The sequence below is a fragment of the Arthrobacter sp. HS15c genome, assembly GCF_040812005.1.
Lineage (GTDB): Bacteria > Actinomycetota > Actinomycetes > Actinomycetales > Micrococcaceae > Arthrobacter.
In genome coordinates, this window is the sequence record NZ_JBFOHM010000006.1 from 253,549 (window position 1) to 274,776 (window position 21,228).

General features: G+C 68.1%; 18 protein-coding genes and 1 tRNA gene. 7 read left to right on the forward strand and 12 right to left on the reverse strand.

The genetic code is table 11. The features are described 5' to 3' along the window. Window positions 1–22: 22 nt before the first annotated feature. Window positions 23–670, forward strand: coding sequence for a helix-turn-helix domain-containing protein (locus ABV518_RS12080; protein WP_367767322.1), 648 nt, complete (start codon window positions 23–25; stop codon window positions 668–670). Continuing rightward, window positions 663–1,355 carry an SRPBCC domain-containing protein gene (locus ABV518_RS12085; RefSeq protein WP_367767323.1) on the forward strand — a complete coding sequence of 231 codons (693 nt, stop codon included), beginning with the start codon at window positions 663–665 and terminating at the stop codon, window positions 1,353–1,355. The genes ABV518_RS12080 and ABV518_RS12085 overlap by 8 nt, the downstream gene beginning before the upstream one ends. 161 nt (window positions 1,356–1,516) lie before the next feature. Here the strand turns inward: ABV518_RS12085 and ABV518_RS12090 are convergent, their stop codons facing one another. After that, window positions 1,517–2,092 (reverse strand): TetR-like C-terminal domain-containing protein, encoded by a 576-nt coding sequence (locus ABV518_RS12090; protein ID WP_367767324.1) that lies wholly within the window; start codon window positions 2,090–2,092, stop codon window positions 1,517–1,519. Window positions 2,093–2,171: 79 nt separating this feature from the next. Between ABV518_RS12090 and ABV518_RS12095 the strand changes: the two genes are divergently transcribed. Further along, window positions 2,172–2,693: a DUF4188 domain-containing protein gene (locus ABV518_RS12095; protein ID WP_367767325.1), complete on the forward strand. Its 522-nt coding sequence runs from the start codon at window positions 2,172–2,174 to the stop codon at window positions 2,691–2,693. Window positions 2,694–2,706: 13 nt separating this feature from the next. On the opposite strand, the gene ABV518_RS12100 is transcribed toward ABV518_RS12095, so the two are convergent. Further along, a complete protein-coding gene (locus tag ABV518_RS12100; protein ID WP_367767326.1) occupies window positions 2,707–4,263 on the reverse strand; it encodes a PLP-dependent aminotransferase family protein in 1,557 nt (518 codons plus the stop codon). A 61-nt stretch (window positions 4,264–4,324) separates the two neighbouring features. On the opposite strand from ABV518_RS12100, the gene ABV518_RS12105 reads away from it, so the two are divergent. Next, complete coding sequence (locus ABV518_RS12105) at window positions 4,325–4,996, forward strand: YitT family protein (protein WP_367767327.1); 672 nt, start codon at window positions 4,325–4,327, stop codon at window positions 4,994–4,996. Here the strand turns inward: ABV518_RS12105 and ABV518_RS12110 are convergent. The 9 genes from ABV518_RS12110 to ABV518_RS12150 form a co-directional block, all read right to left on the reverse strand. Further along, a complete protein-coding gene (locus tag ABV518_RS12110; protein WP_367767328.1) occupies window positions 4,993–5,835 on the reverse strand; it encodes an Fpg/Nei family DNA glycosylase in 843 nt (280 codons plus the stop codon). The genes ABV518_RS12105 and ABV518_RS12110 overlap by 4 nt on opposite strands. Then, a complete protein-coding gene (locus tag ABV518_RS12115; protein ID WP_367767329.1) occupies window positions 5,828–10,876 on the reverse strand; it encodes a DEAD/DEAH box helicase in 5,049 nt (1,682 codons plus the stop codon). The genes ABV518_RS12110 and ABV518_RS12115 overlap by 8 nt, the downstream gene beginning before the upstream one ends. Window positions 10,877–10,977: 101 nt before the next feature. Beyond that, window positions 10,978–12,513, reverse strand: coding sequence for an FAD-dependent oxidoreductase (locus ABV518_RS12120; RefSeq protein ID WP_367767330.1), 1,536 nt, complete (start codon window positions 12,511–12,513; stop codon window positions 10,978–10,980). Between the two features lie 118 nt (window positions 12,514–12,631). Next, the gene (locus tag ABV518_RS12125) at window positions 12,632–13,255 is read right to left on the reverse strand and encodes a DUF4232 domain-containing protein (protein ID WP_367767331.1); all 624 of its coding nucleotides are present in this window, start codon (window positions 13,253–13,255) and stop codon (window positions 12,632–12,634) included. A 129-nt stretch (window positions 13,256–13,384) separates the two neighbouring features. Next, on the reverse strand, window positions 13,385–14,143 hold the full coding sequence (locus ABV518_RS12130; RefSeq protein WP_367767332.1) for a YcnI family protein: 759 nt from the start codon (window positions 14,141–14,143) through the stop codon (window positions 13,385–13,387). Window positions 14,144–14,204: 61 nt separating this feature from the next. Then, window positions 14,205–14,861 (reverse strand): hypothetical protein, encoded by a 657-nt coding sequence (locus tag ABV518_RS12135; RefSeq protein ID WP_367767421.1) that lies wholly within the window; start codon window positions 14,859–14,861, stop codon window positions 14,205–14,207. A gap of 86 nt (window positions 14,862–14,947) precedes the next feature. Next, window positions 14,948–16,225 carry a hypothetical protein gene (locus ABV518_RS12140; protein WP_367767333.1) on the reverse strand — a complete coding sequence of 426 codons (1,278 nt, stop codon included), beginning with the start codon at window positions 16,223–16,225 and terminating at the stop codon, window positions 14,948–14,950. A gap of 68 nt (window positions 16,226–16,293) precedes the next feature. After that, window positions 16,294–17,373 (reverse strand): NAD(P)H-dependent flavin oxidoreductase, encoded by a 1,080-nt coding sequence (locus tag ABV518_RS12145; RefSeq protein WP_367767334.1) that lies wholly within the window; start codon window positions 17,371–17,373, stop codon window positions 16,294–16,296. A 138-nt stretch (window positions 17,374–17,511) separates the two neighbouring features. Continuing rightward, the gene (locus ABV518_RS12150) at window positions 17,512–17,730 is read right to left on the reverse strand and encodes a hypothetical protein (protein ID WP_367767335.1); all 219 of its coding nucleotides are present in this window, start codon (window positions 17,728–17,730) and stop codon (window positions 17,512–17,514) included. Window positions 17,731–17,928: 198 nt separating this feature from the next. Here ABV518_RS12150 and ABV518_RS12155 point away from each other — a divergent pair, with 198 nt between their 5' ends. Together ABV518_RS12155 and ABV518_RS12160 are read left to right on the forward strand one after the other, a co-directional pair. Continuing rightward, on the forward strand, window positions 17,929–18,273 hold the full coding sequence (locus ABV518_RS12155; RefSeq protein ID WP_367767336.1) for a hypothetical protein: 345 nt from the start codon (window positions 17,929–17,931) through the stop codon (window positions 18,271–18,273). A gap of 57 nt (window positions 18,274–18,330) precedes the next feature. Beyond that, on the forward strand, window positions 18,331–19,110 hold the full coding sequence (locus tag ABV518_RS12160; protein WP_367767337.1) for a type 1 glutamine amidotransferase domain-containing protein: 780 nt from the start codon (window positions 18,331–18,333) through the stop codon (window positions 19,108–19,110). Window positions 19,111–19,225: 115 nt separating this feature from the next. On the opposite strand, the gene ABV518_RS12165 is transcribed toward ABV518_RS12160, so the two are convergent. After that, window positions 19,226–19,315 (reverse strand) — tRNA-Ser (locus ABV518_RS12165). A 137-nt stretch (window positions 19,316–19,452) separates the two neighbouring features. Here ABV518_RS12165 and ABV518_RS12170 point away from each other — a divergent pair. Then, entirely contained in the window at window positions 19,453–21,213 is a 1,761-nt protein-coding gene (locus ABV518_RS12170; RefSeq protein ID WP_367767338.1) for a DUF222 domain-containing protein, read from the forward strand. The last annotated feature ends 15 nt before the right edge of the window (window positions 21,214–21,228 follow it).

Genomic DNA, 21,228 nt, shown 5'->3' on the forward strand with positions numbered 1-21,228 from the left:
TGTCGGTTGACATGATGGAACCATGTTAGACATCGAAGTGATCGAGGACCCCGCCGCGGCGGAGGCGTCGCTGGACCCGATCCGGACGCGCATCCTCCGGGAACTCGCCGAACCGGGGTCCGCCACGCAGCTTGCCGCCAAGGTGGGGCTGCCACGGCAGAAGGTCAACTACCATCTCAAGGCCCTCGAGCGGCACGGGCTGGTGGAGCTCGTGGAGGAGCGGCGCAAGGGGAACGTCACCGAACGCGTGCTCCAGGCGACGGCGGCCTCATACCTGATTTCCCCCGTTGCGCTCGCGTCGGTGGCCCCGGATCCGCACCGGTTCTCGGACCGCTTCTCGGCGTTCTGGCTGCTGGCGCTCGCAGGCCGGATGGTCCAGGAGGTGGGCAAGCTCATCGCCGGGGCCGCCGCCGCAAGGCAGAAGCTGGCAACGTTCGCGATCGACGGCGAAATCACCTTCCGCAGCGCAGCTGACCGGGCCGCGTTTGCCGAGGAGCTCGGCGTCGCCGTGACCCGCCTGGTGGACAAGTATCACGACGGCGGCGGCACACCCGGCCCGGGCGGCACCCCGGCGGGCGGCGGGCGGAAGCACCGGCTCGTCGTCGCCCTCCACCCCGTACTCAAGACCCCCATCAAACCCCTCTCAGTGAAGGAGCAGCACAATGACTGACAAGCGTGAATTCGAGATCGTCGTCGACACGGAATTGCCGGGCACTCCGGAGCGCGTCTGGGAAGCCGTGACCAGCGGCACTCCGGCGTGGATGTTTCCCACGGACCAGTGGCCGGACGTCAAGACCGTGCAGGAGTACCCCACCCACCTCGTGTCCCGGATGGATGGGCCGGACGGCTGGTTCAACCAGCTGGAGCATGTCCTGGAACCGCTCGACGGCGGCCGCGCCCGGCTGCACTACGTCCACAGCGGGATCTTCGCCGACAACTGGGACGAGCAGTACGACGGCGCAAGCAAGCACACCGAGTTCTACCTCCACACTCTGGGCCAATACCTGCAGTATTTCGACGGCAAGCCGGTGGTGTTTACGGACATCCAGTCTCCCGTGGCATCGCAGACCCCGGACGGCTTTGAGCGCCTGAAGAAGGCGCTGGGCGTGGACTCTGCGGAGCCGGGCGCCGCTGTTGAGCTGGAGCTCGACGGCGTGGGGCGGCTCTCCGGTGAAGTGGACTTCGCCAATGAGCACTTCCTGGGGCTGCGGACCGCGGACGCGATGTACCGGTTCTTCGGCCGTAACGCGTTCGGCGCTCCCGTAGGCATGACCGTGCACGACTTCAGCGGCAGTGGTGACTCGGGCGCAACCGCGAAGGCCTGGGGCGGCTTCCTCGACAAGGTCTACGCGTAGGGGAGCCTCAGGCCGGCTGGCGGTCATCGACGCGCAAAATACAGATCGACCCGCAGATTACCTGGCGCGGCGGAATACCGCCCGCGTCAGGTATTTTGCGCGTCGGGGGCGGATTGGCGCCTCGGAAGGTCCGCAGGGGCCGTCCGAGGAGCGCCGGGGTGTCAGGCGGCCCAGCCGCGGGCCACGGCGTCGAGGGCTGCGCTGTATGCGGCGCCCCAATCAGCGTCCGGCGGCCCCACCTGCGCCAGTTCCAGGCTGACCAGGCCATGGACCTGGCCCCAGATTGCGACGGCGACCATATCCACGGGTGCCAGCCGTAACGTTCCAGCGGACTGGGCGGCAGCGACCGCTCCGATGAGGGGCACCATGGCGTCGGCGGCGACGTCGGGGGTGGGCTGGCAATCGACGTAGGCGGCCAGGGCGCCGCCGAACATCAGCCGGTAAAGGGCCTGGTGCTCCAGGGCCCAGGTCCGGTAGGCCACGCCCAGTCCCTGGAGTCCGCCCTCGGCCGCGGCCACCTGTGACTCATGGAATGACCGGAATCCGTCGTCCACCACGGCGGTCAGGAGCTGGGATTTGCCGCCGAACAGCGAATAGACGGCGGTAGTGGACGTGCGGGCAGCCGCTGCAACATCCCGCAGCGTCACCCGCGCCGGACCGTCGCGGTCCACCAGGTCGGCGGTGACGGCCAGCAGCTCCTGCCTCAGGGAATCGGTATGCACCACAGGTCTTGCCATGGGGTCCATTGTTTCATAACCTTGTTTCGTAACGATGTTATAAAACAAGGTTATGAAACAAAGAACCCTAGGAGTTCCCATGGCGCAGAAGGTATTTCCGGGCCGCTACACCGCCGACCCGGAACGTGAATCCGTGACGGTCTTCCTGATCGGGATGCGGGCAAACCGGTGGTGGAAGGTGGGGACTGTCGGCAAGGTGGCTGCCGCCATGCCCCGCATGCTTCGGCATCTCGCATCGGACCCGGCGGCGGGCATGCTGGGATATGAGCAGTGGTTTGGGCGCACCACCATGCTGCTCAGCTATTGGGAGAGCCCGGAGCACCTGCGGAAGTTCGCCGCGGACCGTGAATCTCCGCATCTGGAACCGTGGCGCCGATTTATGAAGCAACTCTCCGGGGCCGGGGACGTCGGCGTCTGGCACGAGACCTACCAGGTGCCTGCCGCAGGGATCGAGGTTGTCTACAACGGGATGCCGGAGTTCGGGCTGGCGAAGGCCACGGCACATGTCCCGGTCGGAGTCGGAACCAATACCGCAAAGCAGCGGATGGGCCGGGTGGCAGGACGGGCCGGGGTCGGATCCCGAAAGGCCCCGGTCTCCTAACGCGTCCGGCGTGTCAGGCGATGGCCACGGCGGGCGCATTCTTGAGTGTCCGGCGGAGCTGCGGGGCGGCGTCGAGCCTGTCCTGGGCTGAGCGCAGGGCCAGAACCGCGGTTTCCAGCTGCTCCGGCGCAAGGGTGAACGGCACGCGGAGGTAGCGTTCAAAGGCGCCGCCGATCCCGAACCGAGGCCCGGCTGCCAGTCGGATGCCGAAGTCGGGGGCGATGACCGTCAGAGCCGTGCTCACCGGTGCGGGCAGCCTGCACCAGACCGACAGGCCTCCGGCCGGACGCCCCGTTTCCCACTCCGGGAGGTGTCCGGCAAGGAGTTCCAGCAGGGCCGCGCGGTTGTCCCGCAGGGCGGTAAGCCGTGCGGGGAGCGGCTCGTCCAGGGCGCGGACCAGGTGGGCCGCCGCCAGCTGTTCCATGACCGGTCCGCCCAGGTCCAGGGACGTCCGCGCCGCCGCAAAGCGCTGGATCATGGCTTCGGAGGCGCGGATCCAGCCCGTCCGGAGTCCGCCCCAGTGGGACTTGCTGAGCGAGCCGATGGTCACCACTGCGGGACTGAAGGCTGCGACGGGAGTGGTCTCGGCGCCGTCGAGGTTCAGCTCACGGAGCGTCTCGTCAACCACCAGGACCGTTCCGGCGGCCGCGGCCGCGCGGACCAGCTGGCGGCGCTGGAGGTCGGGCATCAGCTGCCCCGTGGGGTTGTGGAAGTCCGGTACGACGTACGCCACCTTGGGCCGCTGCTGCATCATGGTGGCCCGCAGCGCGTGCATGTCCCACGCCAAAGCGGGCTGGCCGCCGTCGGCCGCATTCGCGTGGGTGCCGTGGACCGCAGTGAACGCAACCGGGATGGCCCGGCAGCCGGCCGCGCGGATGGCATCGAGCGCGTTCGGGTAGCTCGGGTGTTCCACGAGCACCCTGTCCTGCCGGCCTGCCAGGGCCCGGATGATGATGTTCAGGGCGTGCTGTGCTCCCGATGTCACCATGATCTGTTCGGCAGTAGTGGGCGCGCCGGCGGCCGTGTAACGCGCCGCCACCGCCTCACGCAGGGGGAGCAGGCCCATGGCGTCGTACCCGAATCCGGGCAGCAGCGCGGGAAGCTCGGTCAGGGCCGCCGCGAACGCGCGGTGCACCACCTCGCCGCTGGCGGGCAGTGACGCGTACGCGAGGTCGATCAGCCCCGCCGGCGCCGCAAGCCCGGGGGCCGCCAGTCCCGGCGCGGCGGCGGGAGCACCGGATCCGCCCGTGGCCGAGAGGCCCAGACCGGTCAGGACCGTGGTGCCCAGCGGCGTCACGCGCGGAATCCGGGTCCGGCCCCTGCTGCCCTGTCCACTGCTCAGGAATCCCTGTTCCCGGAGATGGCCGTATGCCGCCGTCACGGTGGTCCGGCTGACGCTGAGCGCCTCAGACAGTGCCCGCTCGCTGGGCAACGCGGTGTCCAGGGCCACCCGGCCGTCCAGGACCAGGAGGCGTACGACGTCGGCAAGCTCGCGGTAGGCGGGCCCGGCGCCGAGGTTCCACTCGCCCAGGAGACGGGCCAGTGCTGAGGCGTTCAGTGAAGCGGACATAAAGCCAGTATCTCAAACTGGCTATGTAATTCAATGCCAGTTCTCTGCCAGAGTTGTCGTTATGATGACCCGCAGACTCCTCCAGCTCTTTATCGGCCTCGCCATGTACGGCATCTCCCTGGCCATGTTCATCCGCGCCGGCCTCGGCCTGGATCCCTGGGATGTGTTCCATCAGGGTGTGGCCGGCAGGGCCGGACTGAGCATCGGTGTGGTGGTCATCATTGTGAGCTTCCTGGTGCTCCTCCTCTGGATCCCGTTGCGGCAGTGGCCGGGGTTCGGCACGCTCTGCAATGCCGTGCTCGTGGGCGTTTTTGCGGACATCGGCTTGGCTCTGATCCCTGCGTTCTCACACCTGGTCGGCCAGATCGGCATGCTCGCCGGCGCCGTCGTGCTCAACGGCATCGCGTCCGCCTGCTACATCGGCGCACGGTTCGGTCCGGGCGCCAGGGACGGCCTAATGACCGGGCTGGCACGGCGAACCGGCTGGTCCGTGCGGGTGTCAAGGACCCTGATCGAAGTTGTAGTGCTGGGCGTCGGCTGGCTCCTGGGCGGTTCCGTCGGCGTTGGCACCGTGGTCTACGCCCTCGCCATCGGGCCCCTGGTCCAGCTCTTGCTCCCGCGGTTTATGGTGCCCGCCAAACTGCCTGCGGAAGAGGCCACCGGTAAGCCGGGCAACCACGGGCAGGCCGCCGTCGAACGCTCTGTGGAGGAACCGCTGGCCCGGAACGCCTAGGACACCGGCGAGGACAACACTGGCTGGCACTGCGGGCAGAAATAGATGTCGCGCTCTTCCTCACCGTTGGGTTTGCCCAGCACGCCGCGGCGGACGGGGGTCCGGCATTTCAGGCACGGCTGGTGTTCGCGCCGGTAAACCCAGTAGCCTGGCCGGCCCGCCATCCGCCCGACAGGCATGCCGCGTGGATTGAGGATGGTCACCCGGCGCCCCGGGCCCAGGTTGGCTTCCAGCAACTGCTTGGCGTCCGTCATCAAGGTCCGGAGGTCCGGGACGGCAGATACCGGCGACGCCGGGTGGACGCCGGACAGGAAGCAGGCCTCGCAGCGGTAGATGTTGCCGATGCCTGCCAGGTTGCGCTGGTCCAGCAGGGCGACGCCGATGGGTACGTCCGGTGCCTCGCGGATCCGCTGCTCGGCTTCGGCGAGGTCCCAGTCCGGACCCAGCAGGTCCGGGCCGAGATGGCCCACGACGGTGTCCTCGTCCGCGGTGCGGACCACCTCCAGGATGCCCAGGGAGAACCCGACGGCGTCGGCTGCTGCCGTGCGGAGCACACACCGGGCGGTGAATCCCGGCTTCCGCCAGCGTCCTCCCGGCGGATAGACCTGCCAGGTGCCTTCCATTTTCAGGTGCGAATGGATGGTGAGCTTCCGCTCGTCCGGTCCCGCGACGCGCATCAGGAGGTGCTTTCCGCGCGGAACCACCTCCTCCACCTTCCAGCCGGCCAGGTTGAGGGTGGCGAACCGGGGCACACGGAAGTCCGAGGCGGTGAGTATCTGGCCGGCCAGGGCCTCGTGCAGCTGGCGGGCCGCCCTCCAGACGGAGTCACCCTCAGGCACGGATCCTCAGTCCCTTGGGTGTGGAGTATGCCCCGGCCGCTGCCAGCGCGGCTGCCACCGGGGTATCCAGGATGCCGTGGCCGTTGACCTTCTCCATGATGAGCTTGTCCACCGCTCCACGGGTGACCACACTTACCAGCGCCGAGCCGGCGGCGGACAGCACGGCGTCGTTGTCGCTGAAAGCCAGCAGTGTTTTCCCGCCGCGTTCCACGTAGAGGACCAGGGCGCCGTCCACCAGCACCACCAGGGCGCCGGCCTTCCGTCCGGGGCGGTGGCCCGTTCCGGCCTCCTCATTGACCGCCGGCCAGGATAGTGCGGCCCCGTACGGGTTCGCGGGATCGGTGGCCGCCAGTGCCAGGGCCACGGGGTCGGGCTTTGCCAGCTGGGTGTCCTCGGAGTACGAGCGCAGCCGGTCCACGGTGGCAGGGACGGCAAACTGGGCGGCCCCGAGATGTTCGATGAAGTATCCGCGGCGGCACCGGCCAGCCTCCTCCAGCCGGGCAAGGACCTTGTACATCAGGCCGAAGCCGCCCAGGATCTGCTCGGCCATGACCGAACCCCTGGTGACGACGCCGTACCTGTCCAGCAGCAGCTCCGCGGTGGCCCGGGCATGGATGGTGGCGTCCAGCTCAGGCGAGGGCAGTGCAGACCACCGGCCTGCGGCCATGGGCGGGGTGGCGGCCGCCCCGGACGCCGAGCCGTAGCGGGCCCCGCTGAGGCCGGGCGAGCCCAGGAGGCCGGTACCGTGGGAGCGGCCCAGCCGGCTCATCCTCGGGGCACGCAGCCGCGGCGCCTTGGAAACCTGGCGATGGGCCGTGTGGCCTCCGGCGATGAGGGCCCGTACCGGCGCGAACGTGTCCCCGGTGATCCGCCCGGCCCACGCCAGGTCCCACAGCGCGGACACCACGTCCTGGTCGCTCAGCACCGAATCCATGCCCCCGGCGACCTCCGTCAGCTGGCGGAAAAAATAGCCGCCGCCGTTGTTCCGGAGGTGGTCCAGCAGCCGCTGCTGTGCGTCGCCGGGTTCATATTCGACGGCGGGGTTCAGCGTCAGCTCGGCGGAATCGGCCAGGTGCATGCTGACCCAGCCGTCGTTGCCGGGTAGCCCACCGGCGCCGGACCAGAGGACTTCCCCGGCGGCCATCAGCTCGTCCAGCATGGCGGGCTGGTAGTTGGAAACCCGGCTGGCCAGCACCAGCGGTTCCCAGGCCGAGGCCGGAACGGGAACCCCTGAGAGCTGGTCGATGGCGGTGATGATGCCATCCAGGCCGCGCAGCGAAGGCTGGCCACGGCCGGCGCCCGGCGTCCTGACGTGCTGCCACGCGGGCAGGAACCGGCCATAGGCCGCGGCGTCCACCGGTTCTACTTCGGCGCGCAGCGCCGCCAGTGACCGGCGGCGAAGCCTCCGGAGGACTTCAGCGTCGCACCATTCGCTGGTGGTGGGCGGGACAACGAGCATCTGGGAGGTTTCCGCCGGCTGTGCTTCCTCTGGTGCTCCGTCGATGGGCGGGGTGTCCCGTGGGGGCGTGGCATGCGGCCGGAACTCGCCTTCCACGACGCGGCCGTCCGCGGCGAGCCGCTTCAGCGCGGTCCCAACCACCGCCACGCCAAGGCCCAGCCGCGCCGCGGCCTCGGAGGACGTGAAGGGCCCGTGGGTGCGGGCATACCGGGATACCAGGTCGCCGAGGGGGTCCGCCACCGGCTCGATGAAAGCCAGCGGCACGCCCATGGGCAGCGGAACGCCGATCGCATCGCGGAGGCGGGCTGCGTCCTCGACGGCGGCAAACCGTTCCGCTCCGCCGATGTTGATTCTGATGGCACGGTTGGCCCGCTGCAGGGCGGCCAGATGGGCCGCTGCCAGGACGGTGTCGGCATGCGGGGTGTCGGCAGGCTCGTCAACGGGGGCATCGGCGGGCTCGCCGGTTTCGGCAGGCTTACCCACCGTGACAGCCTCAACCACCGTGGCCGGTTCCAGCCGGGCAGCAACCTCTTCGGGTGCCAGCGGACCCAGCAGCCGCAGCAGGTCGGCCACCCCCTCCATGCCGCGGGCGCGGCGGTCCGGCGCCAGGCGCTGCAGCTCAAGCTCCGTGGCCTCGATGACCTTCGCGTCCAGCAGTTCACGGAGCTCCACCCTGCCCAGCAGCTCATTCAGGAGCGTCGAGTCCAGTGCCAGGGCGGCGGCACGGCGTTCTGCGAGCGGGGAGTCGCCCTCATACAGGAACTGCGCCACGTACCCGAACAGCAGGGACTTGGCGAAGGGCGACGGCTGCTGGGTGGTGGTCTGCACAATCCGCAGTTCACGGCGTTCCACAGATGCGGCAATGTCCTTCAGGGCCGGGAGGTCGTAGACGTCCTGGAGGCACTCGCGGACCGTTTCCAGCACGATCGGGAACGTGGGGTATTTCCGCGCGACGTCCAGCAGCTGGGCAGACCGCTGGCGCTGCTGCCACAGGGGCTGCCGCTTCCCGGGAGTCTGCCGCGGGAGCAGCAGGGCGCGGGCAGCACACTCGCGGAAGCGTGAGGCGAACAGGGCGCTGCCGCCCACCTCAGCGGTGACAATCTGCTCCAGCTCTTCGGGGTCGAAAAGGAAAAGCTCCGCCCCGGGCGGTTCGTCCTCCATCATGGGGACGCGGAGCACAATGCCGTCATCGGCGGCCATCGCGGACCCGTCCAGGCCGTACCGTTGGTGCAGCCGCTGCCCAACGGCGAGTGCCCAGGGCGCGTGCACCGGCATGCCGAAGGGGCTGTGCAGGATCACCCGCCAGTCGCCGAGTTCGTCATGGAACCGCTCCACCACCAGCGTGGTGTCGTTGGGGACCACCTCGGTGGCGAGTTTCTGCTCAGCCAGGTACTGGAGGAGGTTGTTCGCGGCGAAGTCGTCCAGGCCGCTGGCCTTGCAGCGTTCGGTGGCAGGGCCGACGTCGGACGCGGACAGTTCACGCACGAACGCGCCCAGCGCGCGGCCCAGGTCCACGGGCCGTCCCAGTGAGTCGCCTTTCCAGAACGGGAGCTTGCCCGGCTGGCCGAAGGCCGGCGACACCAGTACACGGTCGTGCGTGATGTCCTCGATTTTCCAGCTCGTGGCGCCGAGGGCAAAGATGTCGCCCACCCTGGACTCGTACACCATCTCCTCGTCCAGTTCGCCCACGCGACGGCCGCCCTTGGCCGGGGACGGAGTGGCCGTCTTGCTGTCGCCGGCGGGCGAAGCCGAACCTTCCACCTCGGTGCCGATGATGTAGACGCCGAACAGTCCCCGGTCCGGGATGGTGCCGCCCGAGGTCACGGCCAGCCGCTGGGCTCCAGGCCGGCCTTCGATGGTGCCGGCGTTGCGGTCCCAGATGATCCTTGGCCGGAGCTCGGCGAATTCGTCGGAGGGGTAGCGGCCTGCCAGGAGGTCAAGGGTTGCCTCGAACGCTGACCGGGGGAGGGACGCGAAGGGCGCGGAACGCCGGACCGTGGCGAACCATTCCTCCACGTCGATGCTGCCCAGGGCCGTGGCGGCCACGGTCTGCTGGGCAAGGATGTCCAGCGGGTTCGCCGGGACGAAGAGCCGCTCGATCTTCCCTTCCAGCATCCGTTCCACCGTGATGGCGGTATGCACGAGGTCGGCCCGGTGCTTGGGGAAGAGCACACCCTGCGAAACTTCTCCCACTTGGTGGCCGGCACGGCCTACCCGTTGCAGGCCGCTGGCCACGGAAGGCGGGGATTCCACCTGGACCACGAGGTCCACGGCGCCCATGTCGATGCCGAGTTCCAGGGACGAGGTGGCCACAACGCAGCGCAGCCGGCCTGACTTGAGGTCGTCCTCGATGAGGGCACGCTGGTCCTTGGAGACAGAGCCGTGGTGGGCACGGGCGAGCACCGGATCGGCGCCGGCTGTGCTGCCGGCCTGCGCCATCATGTGTGCCGGCGTCGCCGTGGATGCCGGAACGCCCGTGGCGGGAGCACCCGCCGGCGCTTCCAAGGAGGACCCCGGCTCAACTTCGCCCCAGCCGCCGCCGACGGCCACCAGTTGCCGCTCGGCGTAGATTTCATTGAGCCGTGCCGTGAGCCGCTCGGCAAGGCGGCGGGAGTTGGCGAAGACGATGGTGGACTGGTTGGCCAGCACCAGGTCAACAATCTTTTCCTCCACGTGCGGCCAGATGGACGCCTGCGGCTGCAGCCCGGACGCTGGCCCCGAATCGAAGGCGCCCGCTGCGCCCTGGAGGTCGGACATGTCCTCCACCGGAACGGACACGGTGAGGTCCCAGTTCTTGCGCGACGGCGGCGCCACGATCTGCACCGGCGCTGCGCCGGCCAGGAACTGCGCCACCAGCTCGCGGGGCTCAACCGTTGCCGACAGCCCGATCCGCTGGGCCGGTTTCGGCAGCAGTGCGTCAAGCCGTTCCAGCGAGACGGCCAGGTGCGCGCCCCGCTTACTTCCTGCCACCGCGTGGACCTCGTCAACGATGATGGTGTCCACCTCCGTCAGGGTCTCCCGGGCCCTGGAGGTCAGCATCAGGAACAGCGATTCCGGTGTGGTGATGAGGATGTCCGGCGGGTTGCTGAGCAGTGCGCGGCGGTCTGCCGTCGTGGTGTCCCCTGACCTGACCCCCACGGTGATCAGCGGGGCGGGCAGCCCCAGCCGCTTTGCCGTCTGGGTAATGCCGATCAGGGGTGAGCGGAGGTTGCGTTCGACGTCGACGCCGAGGGCCTTCAGCGGCGAGATGTACAGGACGCGGGTCTTGCGTTTGGGAGCCCGCGGGCGGCGGCCTTTCCCGGCCGGAGCGTCCAGCCCGGGCAGCTCAGGAGGTGGGGCAGGCGCCGACGCCAGCAGCCGGTCCAGCGCCCAAAGAAAGGCGGCAAGCGTTTTGCCGGAGCCCGTGGGCGCCACGACCAGTGCGTGGGAGCCCGAGGAGATGGCGTTCCAGGCGCCGTCCTGGGCCGGGGTTGGCTCCGAGAAGGCACCCAGGAACCAGTCCCGGGTGGGGCGGCTGAACCGGCCCATGGGAGTGCCGGGAAGGGCGTCCGGACCCGCTCCCGGCGGTTGCTGCTCCTGCATTCCTCCATCATGCCCTACCCCACTGACAGGACCGCCGGCCACGGCAGGCAAGGGAATTCCAGGGCCAAGATCTCCGGTTCCATCCCCTCCGTCCGGCGCGATCAAGCCTTGTCCGCCGCGGGGAGGTCCTTCGTGGCAGGGCCTTCGAGGAGTGAGCCGTCGCTGCTGAACCGGGAGCCGTGGAGCGGGCAGTCCCAGGTCAGTTCGCTGTCGTTCCAGTGGACGATTCCGCCCAGGTGCGTGCAGACGGCGGAGAGCCTGCATGTGGTTCCCCCGACGGTGGAGACCGCCACCGGACGGGCGCCGTCGCGGTACACCCTCCCGCCGCCGTCGGCCGGTGCGGTACGTCCGGTGGTGGGGCCCGAAGCCCCGGTTCCGGCGGGCTCAACCACCGGCCGGTCAGCCGCCACCTTGCCCCAGCCCGTGGCCAGCTTCGCGGCCACCTGGGTGTTGAGTTTGACGGCGGAGAACGCGCCGGCCGGGGACGTGACCCGGCGATGGATGGTGTCCGCCCACGGGAGCTGCCCGCCCAGGATGTCCGCGGAAATTCCGAGGGCCACGGCAACGGCATTGGTCATGCCCCACTTGTTGTAGCCAGTGCCAAAAAGGATCCGCCCGCGCCCCCGCGGCAATTTGCCAAAGAAGGGCATGAGGTTGGTGGCCTGGTAGTCCTGGGCGGACCACGTGTGGGTGGTCGTGGTTCCCGGGAAATGCGTGCCTGCCCAGGCGAGCAGCCCCTCAAGGTGTGCCTTTTCTGACGCCGTCCGCCCCACGTGGTGCCCGTGCCCGCCTACCAGTAGGAGCCGGCGGCCGTCCGTTTCGTAGTCCCGCAGCGAATGTGTCGGTTCCTCGGCCGAGAGGTACATCCCCGGCGGCGGCGCCAGCCCCGCCTGCAGTTCCAGCGCCGCGGCGTAGGAACGCAGCGGCTTCAGCTTCGCGAAGTAAAGGCCGCGGTCCAGCACGGGGATTCCGGTGGCCAGCACCACATGGTCCGCAACGACGTCCCCGTGTTCCGTTCGGACAGTCAGCGGGCCGCTTCCCGAGACGTCGCGCAGCCGCGTGCCGCCCACCACCGTTCCGCCGCGGCTACGGAGGTCAGCCAGCAGGGTGTCCAGCACGTCCATGGGATTGATCTGTGCCTGGCCGCCCAGCCGCAGGGCGCCTTGCACAGGGAAAGGCAGGCCTGCGTCGCCCACGTATTCGACGTCCAGGCCTGCAGTGGCCGCCGCGGTGAGTTCCTCGCGGATCCGTTCCATTCCCTGGCCCGTGGTGGCGTAGGTGTAGGCGTCCCGGCGCTGGAAGGGCACGCGGTGCTCATCGAGGTAGCGCAGCAGCCAGGCCTGGCCCTCCCGGTTGGCCTCCACGTAGGCCCGGACCTGCTTCGCCGAATACTGGCGGGCCAGCGCGGACAGCACCGTTCCCTGCAGCAGGCTGACCTTGGCCGTGGTGTTGCCGGTGGTCACTGCGCCAGGATGCCGGGCCTCCAGCACGAGGACTTTCTGCCCGGATCTCGCGAGCAATAACGCGGAGACGAGCCCCGTCAGTCCTGCCCCGGCTACCACGGTGTCGTACCTGGTGCCGGGCTGGAAGCGGTCAGAACTGAAGGATTGTTCGCGGTCCAACCAAATCGACGCCATCCAACCCCACCCTGCTTCCGCTGTGCCGGCCGTTCAACGCGGCCACTGCCGGGACCCGGAAACAGGCCGGATCCCCAACAATGATCAGTGTACTTAGGATGGCGTGGTTTGGGGCGCGTTAGGAAGCTTGGAAGGCCCCGATGGTCAGCAGTTCGACGGCGGCGTTGCTGCAGGCCTGCGTGGGCTGTGCCAGGAAGAGCGATGCCGTGTCTTCGGGGGGATAGATGCGGTATCCGGCGGCAGGCACGATGGTGCAGTCGGGGTAGTTGCCGGCCTGGGTGTAGCGCAGCACGGCCGCGCCGGCTTGGCCGGGGGCCAGCATGACGTCCACGGCGGGCGTGGTCTCATCGCGCTTTGCGGGTGCTCCGATGGGTGCTCCGTTGGCGTCAGCGGCAAGGGAGACGCCGGGGAATCCCTTGAGGACGCACGGTTCGGCGCCTGTGTTGGTCAGGGTGAGCGTCATGTAGACGCTGCCGGCAGCCCCGCCTCCGGTGGAATCGGTGGCGGCGGACAGGGTGGCTGCCTTGCAGAGGGCAGGCCCGGTGGCCGTGGGAGTGGCGCTCGACGGCGGCGCGGACGTGCCCGGCGCCGCTGAGGACGTGGCGGGGCTGGCAGAAGAAGAGCCGGGTTCCGTGGTTCCCTGCGTCTGCGGCTGGCTTGGACCGCAGGCGGTGAGCAGCAGGGCTGCCGCGGCAGCCGCCGTCGAAATGGCAAAGCCCTGTGACAAAAGTTGAGACCTCATGGCTCAACCATTGTGGCTGGTGTGACAGGAGTCAATGATGCCGGTGCGGGTGCCCCGATTTGATGCCCGGATCGTGATGATCCGGGCATCAAATCGGGGTTTACTGGCTGGACGGGTCCCGCGGGAGGGCTATTGGCCGGACGTCCCGGCTTCCTGCTTGCGCTTTGCCCCGCTGCGGGCCAGGGCCACGCCGCCCAGGGCGAGCCCGCCGACGCCCGCCGCCAGGCCGGCCCAGCTGCGCGCTTCCGCGCCGCTGTCCGTCACGGCTGAGGCCTGCTCAGTGGAGTGCGCGGTGGGGTCTGCCGCGGTTTTGGCTGCCGCGCCGTGGCTGTCAGCGCTGGCTGCTTCGGTGATGGTGATGGACGGCGCCGGGGCCTTCAGCGAGTGCGGGTCCTGGCCGTCCTTGGCGATCTCCGACCAGTCAGTCTGGCCCGTTTCGCAGGTCTGGAGGGTGGGGAAGTAGAGCGTCGTGCCGGCTGCGTCGGGCAGTTTCAGGGACAGCACCAGGGCGTCCCGGAGGTCGTGCGCGAGGGGTGCTTTGGCCGTGTAGACGATCTGGCTGGTGCGCTTGGTGATGGATGTTCCGTCGGCCAGCTTCTTGGGCTCAGCCAGCTGTTCGGCCACCTTTTCCACCGTCCAGTTGGGGTTGACCGTGGGCTGGGCGTCGTTGAGCTCGGCGGGCAGGGTGATGGCCACTTTGGTGGTGCCGGACTCCTCGCAGCCGTGCGGGATGCCGAAGGTCAGCAGCGCGTACGAGTTGGCGGCCGTTTTATCCGGCGTGACGCCTACGTGTGCGGACGCTCCGGTTGCGCCGGTGAGCAGGATCGCCGCGGTTCCGGCGGCGGCGGCAGCGGTGGTGAGGGTACGGCGAAGGGTGGTGGTGTTCATGGGATTGCCTTTCGGACGCATGCGCCGGATTCGGGCGTGCGGAAGTTCGGGTTGGGGCCCGTCAGCTGGAGAGCAGGTGCGGGCAGAGTCGGGGAAGCACGACGGCGGAAGGCGGGCCGCGCCGGCTGTCTAGCCTGAGGTTCCGCCAGGGACGGAACGGGGAAACCGGCGGCGGGCCGGGCACCGCCGGTGCCGCACCGGCGTCGGGCGCTGTTGCTTCCGGAAGGTGAACCAGCGGCCTGAGCCACGCAGCGAGCGCCCAGAGGGCGTCCTCGCCTTTGGCCAGGAGCAGGGCGCACGCTGCCGTCGCCGCGACGTGCGCGACGAGCATCAAGGTGCCGGCTGCGGTGTCGAGGCCATGCAGGTGCGAAGCGGCTCCGATCACGGGGGACGCCGCACTGGAAAGGTGGTGGATGTCGGCAGATGCCGCGCCGGTGGCTGCGGTGCCGGCGGCAAGTCCGGGGGCGCTGAAGGCCGTGAAGACCTCGTGGAGCGCAAACTGTCCGGCGCCAAGCAATGCCGTCATGGCCGCCAGATTGAGCTTGAGGCGGGTGGCCGTCGTGGCGGCAAGCCCTGTCAGCGCGAGCACGGCCAGCAGGATCCCCGGGGCGGGGAGGACTCCGCCGCCCAGCACGTGGGCGCCGGCAGCGAGGGTCAGGATTCCCGCGGACACAGCGGCTGCGCGAACGGCGTGGAAAGGGGTCCGGGCATGCTGCATTCGCACGGATCCTCCCTCGTTGCGCTTTGTGTCTGCCGACGCTGATGAGCTGCCGGGCGCCGCTGAGCGGTCGCGGCCTTCCGATTCTACCGGCGCTTCGGTGCGCCCGCAGAGGGGAGCAAGGGGAAGACGTTGGACGTGAAGCCGGCGTCGTTGTACTCGGGATCGTCGGCGTCGGAGAGGAGTTCTTGGCCTTCGATGATTTTCATCGCCGACGCAACGCATTGAATGGCCACCCTCGCCACGCGGTAGCTCGTGTCGACTTCCACGATGCCGAGTTCCTCCAGGGCGGCGAGTTTGTTCTTGGCTCGCAGGGCCAAGAAGGAATAGTGGGGGTCCTCATCGTCAGCGGCGAGCTGTTCGAGCTGGGCCACGGGCATCGGGTTAACGTCTGTGCCCCGGGCCAGGACGATCAGCAAGAGGGGGTCCATATCCTCCGACTTCCACGGCTCGTCGGGGTTGGCTATGTTCGCGAGCAGCAGGGACAGGGTCAGCCGCCGCCTGGCCCGGACCCTTTCGCCGGCGTCAGTGCTGTTCCAGGAGTCAATGTCGGGGCCAACCACGGCACGGGTTGAACCCAGAGTAAGGAGGCCCGCCCGCACCAAGGCTGCCCAGGTGTCGCCCAGCAGCGGAACGTCGTACATGGTGCCCACCTCGAGCGGCGCATCCTGGTTACCGTGCACGCCGTCGGGGTCCGCGGGCTTGCCCGCTCCATGTTTTCCGCGGGCGTTGACTCCGACGGCGGCGGCGGCTGCTTCAATGTCCTTCAGCCGCAGTGCGCCGGTAGTGGTCACGTCCTTGCCTTCACCGATCCATTCAAGGAGCGAAGAGGCGCGCTGGATCAGAGGCAGGGCGTTGAACGCTGTGTCCTGCTCCTCGGTACTGAGGTGAGGAACGTCGATGGGCCTTCTGCCCGGGACGTCCTCCGGCCCGCCGGGGGTGGCGAGAAAAGACTGCAGTTCCTCGTAGGCGGCTTCGGTCCCGCTCCAGCGGCCGGATTCGTCCAGGAATTCGATATAGACGGCGAGGGCGCGAAAGATGTCTTCCACGGCGTCGGCGATCTCATCCTCCTCCAATGCGGCCAGGATGGTCTCGGCCGCCGCGTCCACGCCGTCGAGGTCAAAGGCAGTGGCTGAGCTGGAACCTTTGGTTGCATGCTGGGTTGTGAGGAGGAGCTTGACCAGTTCGAGGATTTCAACGGCATCGGACGGGTCAGCCCCGTCCGTTCCCAGCCACTGAACGAACTCCATGGTCAGGGAATCCACCACACGGTGGTTCAGCACGAGTTGCAGGGGCATCTTCGGGGCCGACGGAACGGACCTCAGATGCCCCTTGCCCTTTGATTTGCCGCTTTTCTTGGCCATGGATCTTCCTCCAGTCTGCGGGCGACCGCCCTGGTTTCGCTCGCGGAACGGCCGCCGATGTAACGAGCTTACAAAACAGGGCTGCTTGCGAGGAGTTCGGCCATGACGTCCGCCGCGGATTCGTGCCGGATCAGTGATGCGGCTTGGCCGGCCCACAGTGACATGAGTTCCGTGTTTCCCTGCGCTGCTGCCTGTGGGCGGAAGCGGCCGGTGAGCCAGTTCTGCACGGGGAACGGGGCGATTTCGCCGGTCGTCGAGAGTTCGGTGATGATGCGGTTGGGGATGCCGCGGGCCAGCCGCCCACTGAGGGTCCGCGTGAGGACCGTTTCGCCGGCGGCGGGGCTGTGGAGGACGGCACGGTACTCCGGAACCGCGGCGGACTCCCGGGTGGCCAGGAATGCCGAACCGACCTGCACGCCGTCCGCACCAAGTGCCGTGGCGGCGGCGTACCCGCGGCGGTCCGCGATGCCGCCGGCGGCGATCACGGGAATGCCGACGGCGTCCCGCACCTGGGGGACAAGTGCGAACGTTCCAACCAGGGACTGTTCCGCGGGCTTGAGGAAGGAGACGCGGTGGCCGCCGGATTCCATGCCGCTGGCTACCACGGCATCCACGCCGCCGGCCTCCAGAGCAACGGCTTCAGCAACGGTGGTGGCGGTGCCCACCACCACGATTCCGCGCCGGTGTGCCTCTTCAACGAGTTCTGGAGAGGGCACGCCAAACACAAAACTGACGACGGCGGGACGCGCCTCCAGCGTGGCCTCCACCTGCTCGTCGTAGTCGGGCAGGTAGCGGTCCGGCATTTCCGGGAGCGGCAGGCCCACTTCGTCGAAGTAGGGCCGCAGTGTCTCGACGTAGGTGTCGAAGTCCTGGCGGGGGAGTGACGTGGTTTCGTCGCCGGTGGGGATCCACAGGTTCAGTGCGAACGGCTTGGGCGTGGCCGCCCTGAGCTCAGCCGCGGTGTTCCGGATGGCTTCCGCGCCATAACCGTAAAGGCCGTAGGAACCCAGCCCGCCGCCGTCGCTCACGGCAGCCGTCAGCGCCACGGAGGAGACGCCGCCAAACGGGCCCAGGACCACCGGAACGTCCGTGCCGAACAGCTTGGAGATGCGGTTTGGTGGTGCGGAGGCTGCGTGGGCGGGCGTCATGGGGTGGCTCCTCGAGGTCGCTGGTGGCTTCAGGACCCAGTCTTGCAGTGGTTGCTGCTGCGCCCCAACTTACCCGCGTCGGACACTAATCCGTTTCCGGGCCTGTGCAGTAGTGGCAGTCATCGGGGCACGTTTCGGTCACGGCTGGCGCCCGGTGAGTTCGAAGCCGTCGCTGACATGAAAGAGCCTGCGGCCGCCTACAGGAGTCCGAACCCAGACCGTCTCGCCGTCGGCCGTCCTGGTGTCCACCTCGCCGGAGTACTCGGTATGGCTGCCCCGGGTGAGCACCACAGCGTCCCCCACCTGGACGTCCTCCCAGATGCCGGGGGCTTTGACGCGATTCGTCCTTGAAGTCACGGGTGTTCCTTATGTGCTTGGGTGCCCGGCAGGTTAGCGGGTCCACTTCATCCAACCCGAAGGCCTTCCGCAGGCCAATGGAGGAACTGACCAGCCTTGCCGCTGGCAATTGTGCAGGCATCCAGTGGCCTATGTACCGCGACTTTGGGCGGGGCTAGACTGCTGGCGTAAGTCGCCGACTATCTCAGGGAGAACAGCATGAACTACTCAGGGACTGGCAACGAAAAAGCCACCCCGGCCCACGAGCTCAACAGGACCCATGTGGGGCAGACAGTCAGTTTCGAGCCCGATGAGTTCACTGTGGTGTTCGGAAAAATCGCCGCCATTGCGCGCAAGGAAGGCGGCGTGACAATAGCCCTGCACGGCGTGGAAGGAAGCGGTGGCCTGCAATCCAGCTACAGCATTCCGGGAAGCCAGCTCGTGTATCTGCAGCCGGACATGCTCACCAACACTGAATCCACCATCAAAGATCTGTTTGGCAAGGTCCAGGAAAACCTCCGCGGCAGCGGCCACAAGGGTGAGGACAAGACGGACAGGCTCTAACCGGGAGGCCGGAATTGGGCTGGGCGTAGGGTGGAAGCCGGACGAAAGGAGCACGTCATGAAGAAAATCCTCATGGTACTGACCAGCGTTTCCGAGCTCGGCGATACGGGCGAGAAGACCGGCTACAACGTGGCCGAAGCTGCACATCCCTGGAAGGTCTTCAAGGATTCCGGGCATTTCGTCGACTTTGCGTCCATCCAGGGCGGCCAGCCCCCGCGCGACGAGGTGGACTCAAAGGATCCCCTCCAGGTCGCCTTCACGGAGGACGAAACCACGCGCGCCGGCCTCTACAACACTGCCCGGGTCGACGTCGTTGATCCTGAACAGTACGACGCCGTCTATCTCGTAGGTGGCCACGGTGCCATGTGGGACTTCCCGGACAGCGAAGGGTTACAGAATCTGGTGGCCAGCGTTTACAACGCCGGCGGCCTGGTGGGCGCGGTCTGCCACGGACCGGCCGGCCTGCTGAACGTGGAATTGAAGAACGGACTTCGTCTCGTCGAGGGCCGGAAGGTCGCCGCCTTCACCAACGACGAGGAGGTTGCCGCCGGGAAGGACAAGGTCATCCCGTTCTTTTTGGCAGACCGCCTTGAGGAACAGGGCGCCACCCACGTCTTCGCGGGTGTCTTTGAGGAAAAGGTCGTGGTCGACGAGCGTCTGGTGACCGGCCAGAACCCGGCCTCAGCCGCCGGTGTGGCCAAGGAGATGGAGAAGCTCTTCGCAGCGGTTATCCACCAGGAAAAAGCCGAGGAACAACACGAGACCGAGGCCCTGCGTGCCGAGAAGGACGCCGAGAAGAACGCCAAGAAGGCCGCTGCGGCAGGCGGCGAGCACTAACACCGGAGCTGCCCTCGAAGGCAACAGGATCAACCGCGTCGAGATCCGTTCCTTCCGGGGCAAAGCAAAACCCCTGGTTCCCTTATCAATAAAGGGAACCAGGGGTTTTGCTACTTGGCGGTGACGGTGGGATTTGAACCCACGTTGGCTTTGACACCAAACAACATTTCGAGTGTTGCACCTTCGGCCGCTCGGACACGTCACCAACCTGAATAGGTTACCGGAGCATGCCGCGCATCCCCAAAACGGCGTGTCCTTCTCAACTTCCTCAGGGCCGCAGAGTTATCCACATAAGCCGTCTGCTTCGCCGTTTTTGTCGGACCCTCGCGGGATGATTTGGGTATGGAAAGCAGGGCAGTTGAGGAGGCGGTGGAGGCCTTTTTGGCTTGTGCTGCGGAGTTGGCTGACTGTGTGCGCCGCGGGGTAGGCGGTCCGGGTTCCGGCGGTGCGGGTTACGGCGGTGCGGATCCTTTGCGGGAGCAGGCGGATGCGTGTCTGGACGGGCTGGCCGTTTCGGCGCGGGTTGATGCGATGGTGGCTGGTTTGAGGGTGCGTCTGGTTTCCGGGTTCGCCGGGACGTCCGAGGCCATGGCGGCGCCGGCCATGAGTCCGGGCCAGCACACTGCCCAGGAGATGGGCGTCGTGTCGGAGGTCGCGTGTGCCTTGACGGTCAGTGAACGCTCGGCCTCGGCCCTGCTGGCGCAGTCCCGTGAACTTACCACCACGCTGCCGCTGACGTTCGGCGCGTTGCAGGCCGGGGACCTGTCGTGGCAGCACGCCCGGGTGATGGTCGACGAAATTGCCAGCCTTGATCCGGCGGGTGCCGCGGCGTTGGAGGCCCATTTCCTGGACCCGGACGCACCCAACCCCGCCACGTGCCCGGCCGGGGAGATGGTTCCGTCCCGGTTCCGGCACAAGGCGCGGACGTGGCGGGAACGGCACCACCCGGTCAGCATCGAACAACGCCACGCCAGGAGTGTCCTGGACCGGCGGCTGGAGTACGCCCCGGACCGGGACGGGATGGCCTGGCTCTCCGCCTACCTGCCCGCCGATCAGGCGGCCGGGATCTGGAACGGCGTCACCGCCACAGCACGGGCCCTCCAAAGCCCCGCCGAGGACCGGACCATGACCCAGCTCCGCGCCGACGTCACCGCCAAACTACTCCTCAGCGCCGGCTTCACCACCAGCAACCCAACGGGCGGCAACATAGACACCGCCGCCGGCAGCAAGACAGATTTAGCGACCACCAGCACCAGCGATGATGGCGTGGCTGGCGGTGTTCCGGTCGCTGACGGGGTCGATGATGCCGTGGCCGGCCTGGTTCCTGCTTTTGACGGGGTCGATTCGGGCCGTGTGCCTTCGCCGGCGGCGCAGGTCCTGGTGACCGTGCCGGTGTTCGCCCTGATGGGCCTCACCGAGGAACCGGCCGACCTCGACGGCTACGGGCCCATCCCCGCCTCGATGGCCAGGAAGCTGGTCGCGGATGGGGCGTCCTCATTCCGCCGGGTCCTCATTGATCCGCGAGATGGGGCACCGCTGGAAATCGGGAGGGACAGCTACCGGATCCCACCGGCGATGCGGCGATGGCTCAGACTCCGGGACGGTAAATGTTCGTTCCCCGGCTGCAACAACCAGTCCCTGGACAACGACGCCGACCACATCCTCGCCTGGGCCGACGGCGGGAACACCGGTATATCCAATCTCGAGTCACTGTGCCGCAAACACCACCGGCTGAAACACGGCACGGCCTGGACACCCACCGGAGCCACCAAAGACGAACCGCCCGGCTGGATTTCACCCACCGGCCGCCGGTACCAAAGCGAACACCAGGACTGGGAACCACCCCGCTGGCCAGCCCAAATCCTGGACCAACTAACGCACCGGGAAGTCGACCCGGCCGTGCCCGAAAACATCCTGCCCGAAAACATCCTGCCCGGCCAACCGCCGCCCGAAGAACTGCTACGCGAAGACCTGCTACCTGAAGATCCGCTGCCGGAGTGGGCCCGGCTGCCGTGGCCCATCGACGAACAGCAGTCATCCCACGAGGAGACCGGCTGCGAGCGCTGGGCCCGGCATCCCAAAGTGCCTCATCGCAGCGGGTAGCTATCGCCGCGGGCG

Excerpts from the sequence above, each read along its gene's own strand:
- ABV518_RS12085 (WP_367767323.1), top strand. The coding sequence starts at position 663 with ATGACTGACAAGCGTGAATTCGAGATCGTCGTCGACACGGAATTGCCG.
- ABV518_RS12120 (WP_367767330.1), bottom strand. The coding sequence starts at position 12,513 with ATGGCGTCGATTTGGTTGGACCGCGAACAATCCTTCAGTTCTGACCGC.
- ABV518_RS12115 (WP_367767329.1), bottom strand. The coding sequence starts at position 10,876 with ATGCAGGAGCAGCAACCGCCGGGAGCGGGTCCGGACGCCCTTCCCGGC.
- ABV518_RS12145 (WP_367767334.1), bottom strand. The coding sequence starts at position 17,373 with ATGACGCCCGCCCACGCAGCCTCCGCACCACCAAACCGCATCTCCAAG.
- ABV518_RS12155 (WP_367767336.1), top strand. The coding sequence starts at position 17,929 with ATGAACTACTCAGGGACTGGCAACGAAAAAGCCACCCCGGCCCACGAG.
- ABV518_RS12095 (WP_367767325.1), top strand. The coding sequence starts at position 2,172 with ATGGCGCAGAAGGTATTTCCGGGCCGCTACACCGCCGACCCGGAACGT.
- ABV518_RS12160 (WP_367767337.1), top strand. The coding sequence starts at position 18,331 with ATGAAGAAAATCCTCATGGTACTGACCAGCGTTTCCGAGCTCGGCGAT.
- ABV518_RS12125 (WP_367767331.1), bottom strand. The coding sequence starts at position 13,255 with ATGAGGTCTCAACTTTTGTCACAGGGCTTTGCCATTTCGACGGCGGCT.
- ABV518_RS12140 (WP_367767333.1), bottom strand. The coding sequence starts at position 16,225 with ATGGCCAAGAAAAGCGGCAAATCAAAGGGCAAGGGGCATCTGAGGTCC.
- ABV518_RS12130 (WP_367767332.1), bottom strand. The coding sequence starts at position 14,143 with ATGAACACCACCACCCTTCGCCGTACCCTCACCACCGCTGCCGCCGCC.
- ABV518_RS12105 (WP_367767327.1), top strand. The coding sequence starts at position 4,325 with ATGATGACCCGCAGACTCCTCCAGCTCTTTATCGGCCTCGCCATGTAC.
- ABV518_RS12090 (WP_367767324.1), bottom strand. The coding sequence starts at position 2,092 with ATGGCAAGACCTGTGGTGCATACCGATTCCCTGAGGCAGGAGCTGCTG.
- ABV518_RS12100 (WP_367767326.1), bottom strand. The coding sequence starts at position 4,263 with ATGTCCGCTTCACTGAACGCCTCAGCACTGGCCCGTCTCCTGGGCGAG.
- ABV518_RS12135 (WP_367767421.1), bottom strand. The coding sequence starts at position 14,861 with ATGCAGCATGCCCGGACCCCTTTCCACGCCGTTCGCGCAGCCGCTGTG.
- ABV518_RS12080 (WP_367767322.1), top strand. The coding sequence starts at position 23 with ATGTTAGACATCGAAGTGATCGAGGACCCCGCCGCGGCGGAGGCGTCG.
- ABV518_RS12170 (WP_367767338.1), top strand. The coding sequence starts at position 19,453 with ATGGAAAGCAGGGCAGTTGAGGAGGCGGTGGAGGCCTTTTTGGCTTGT.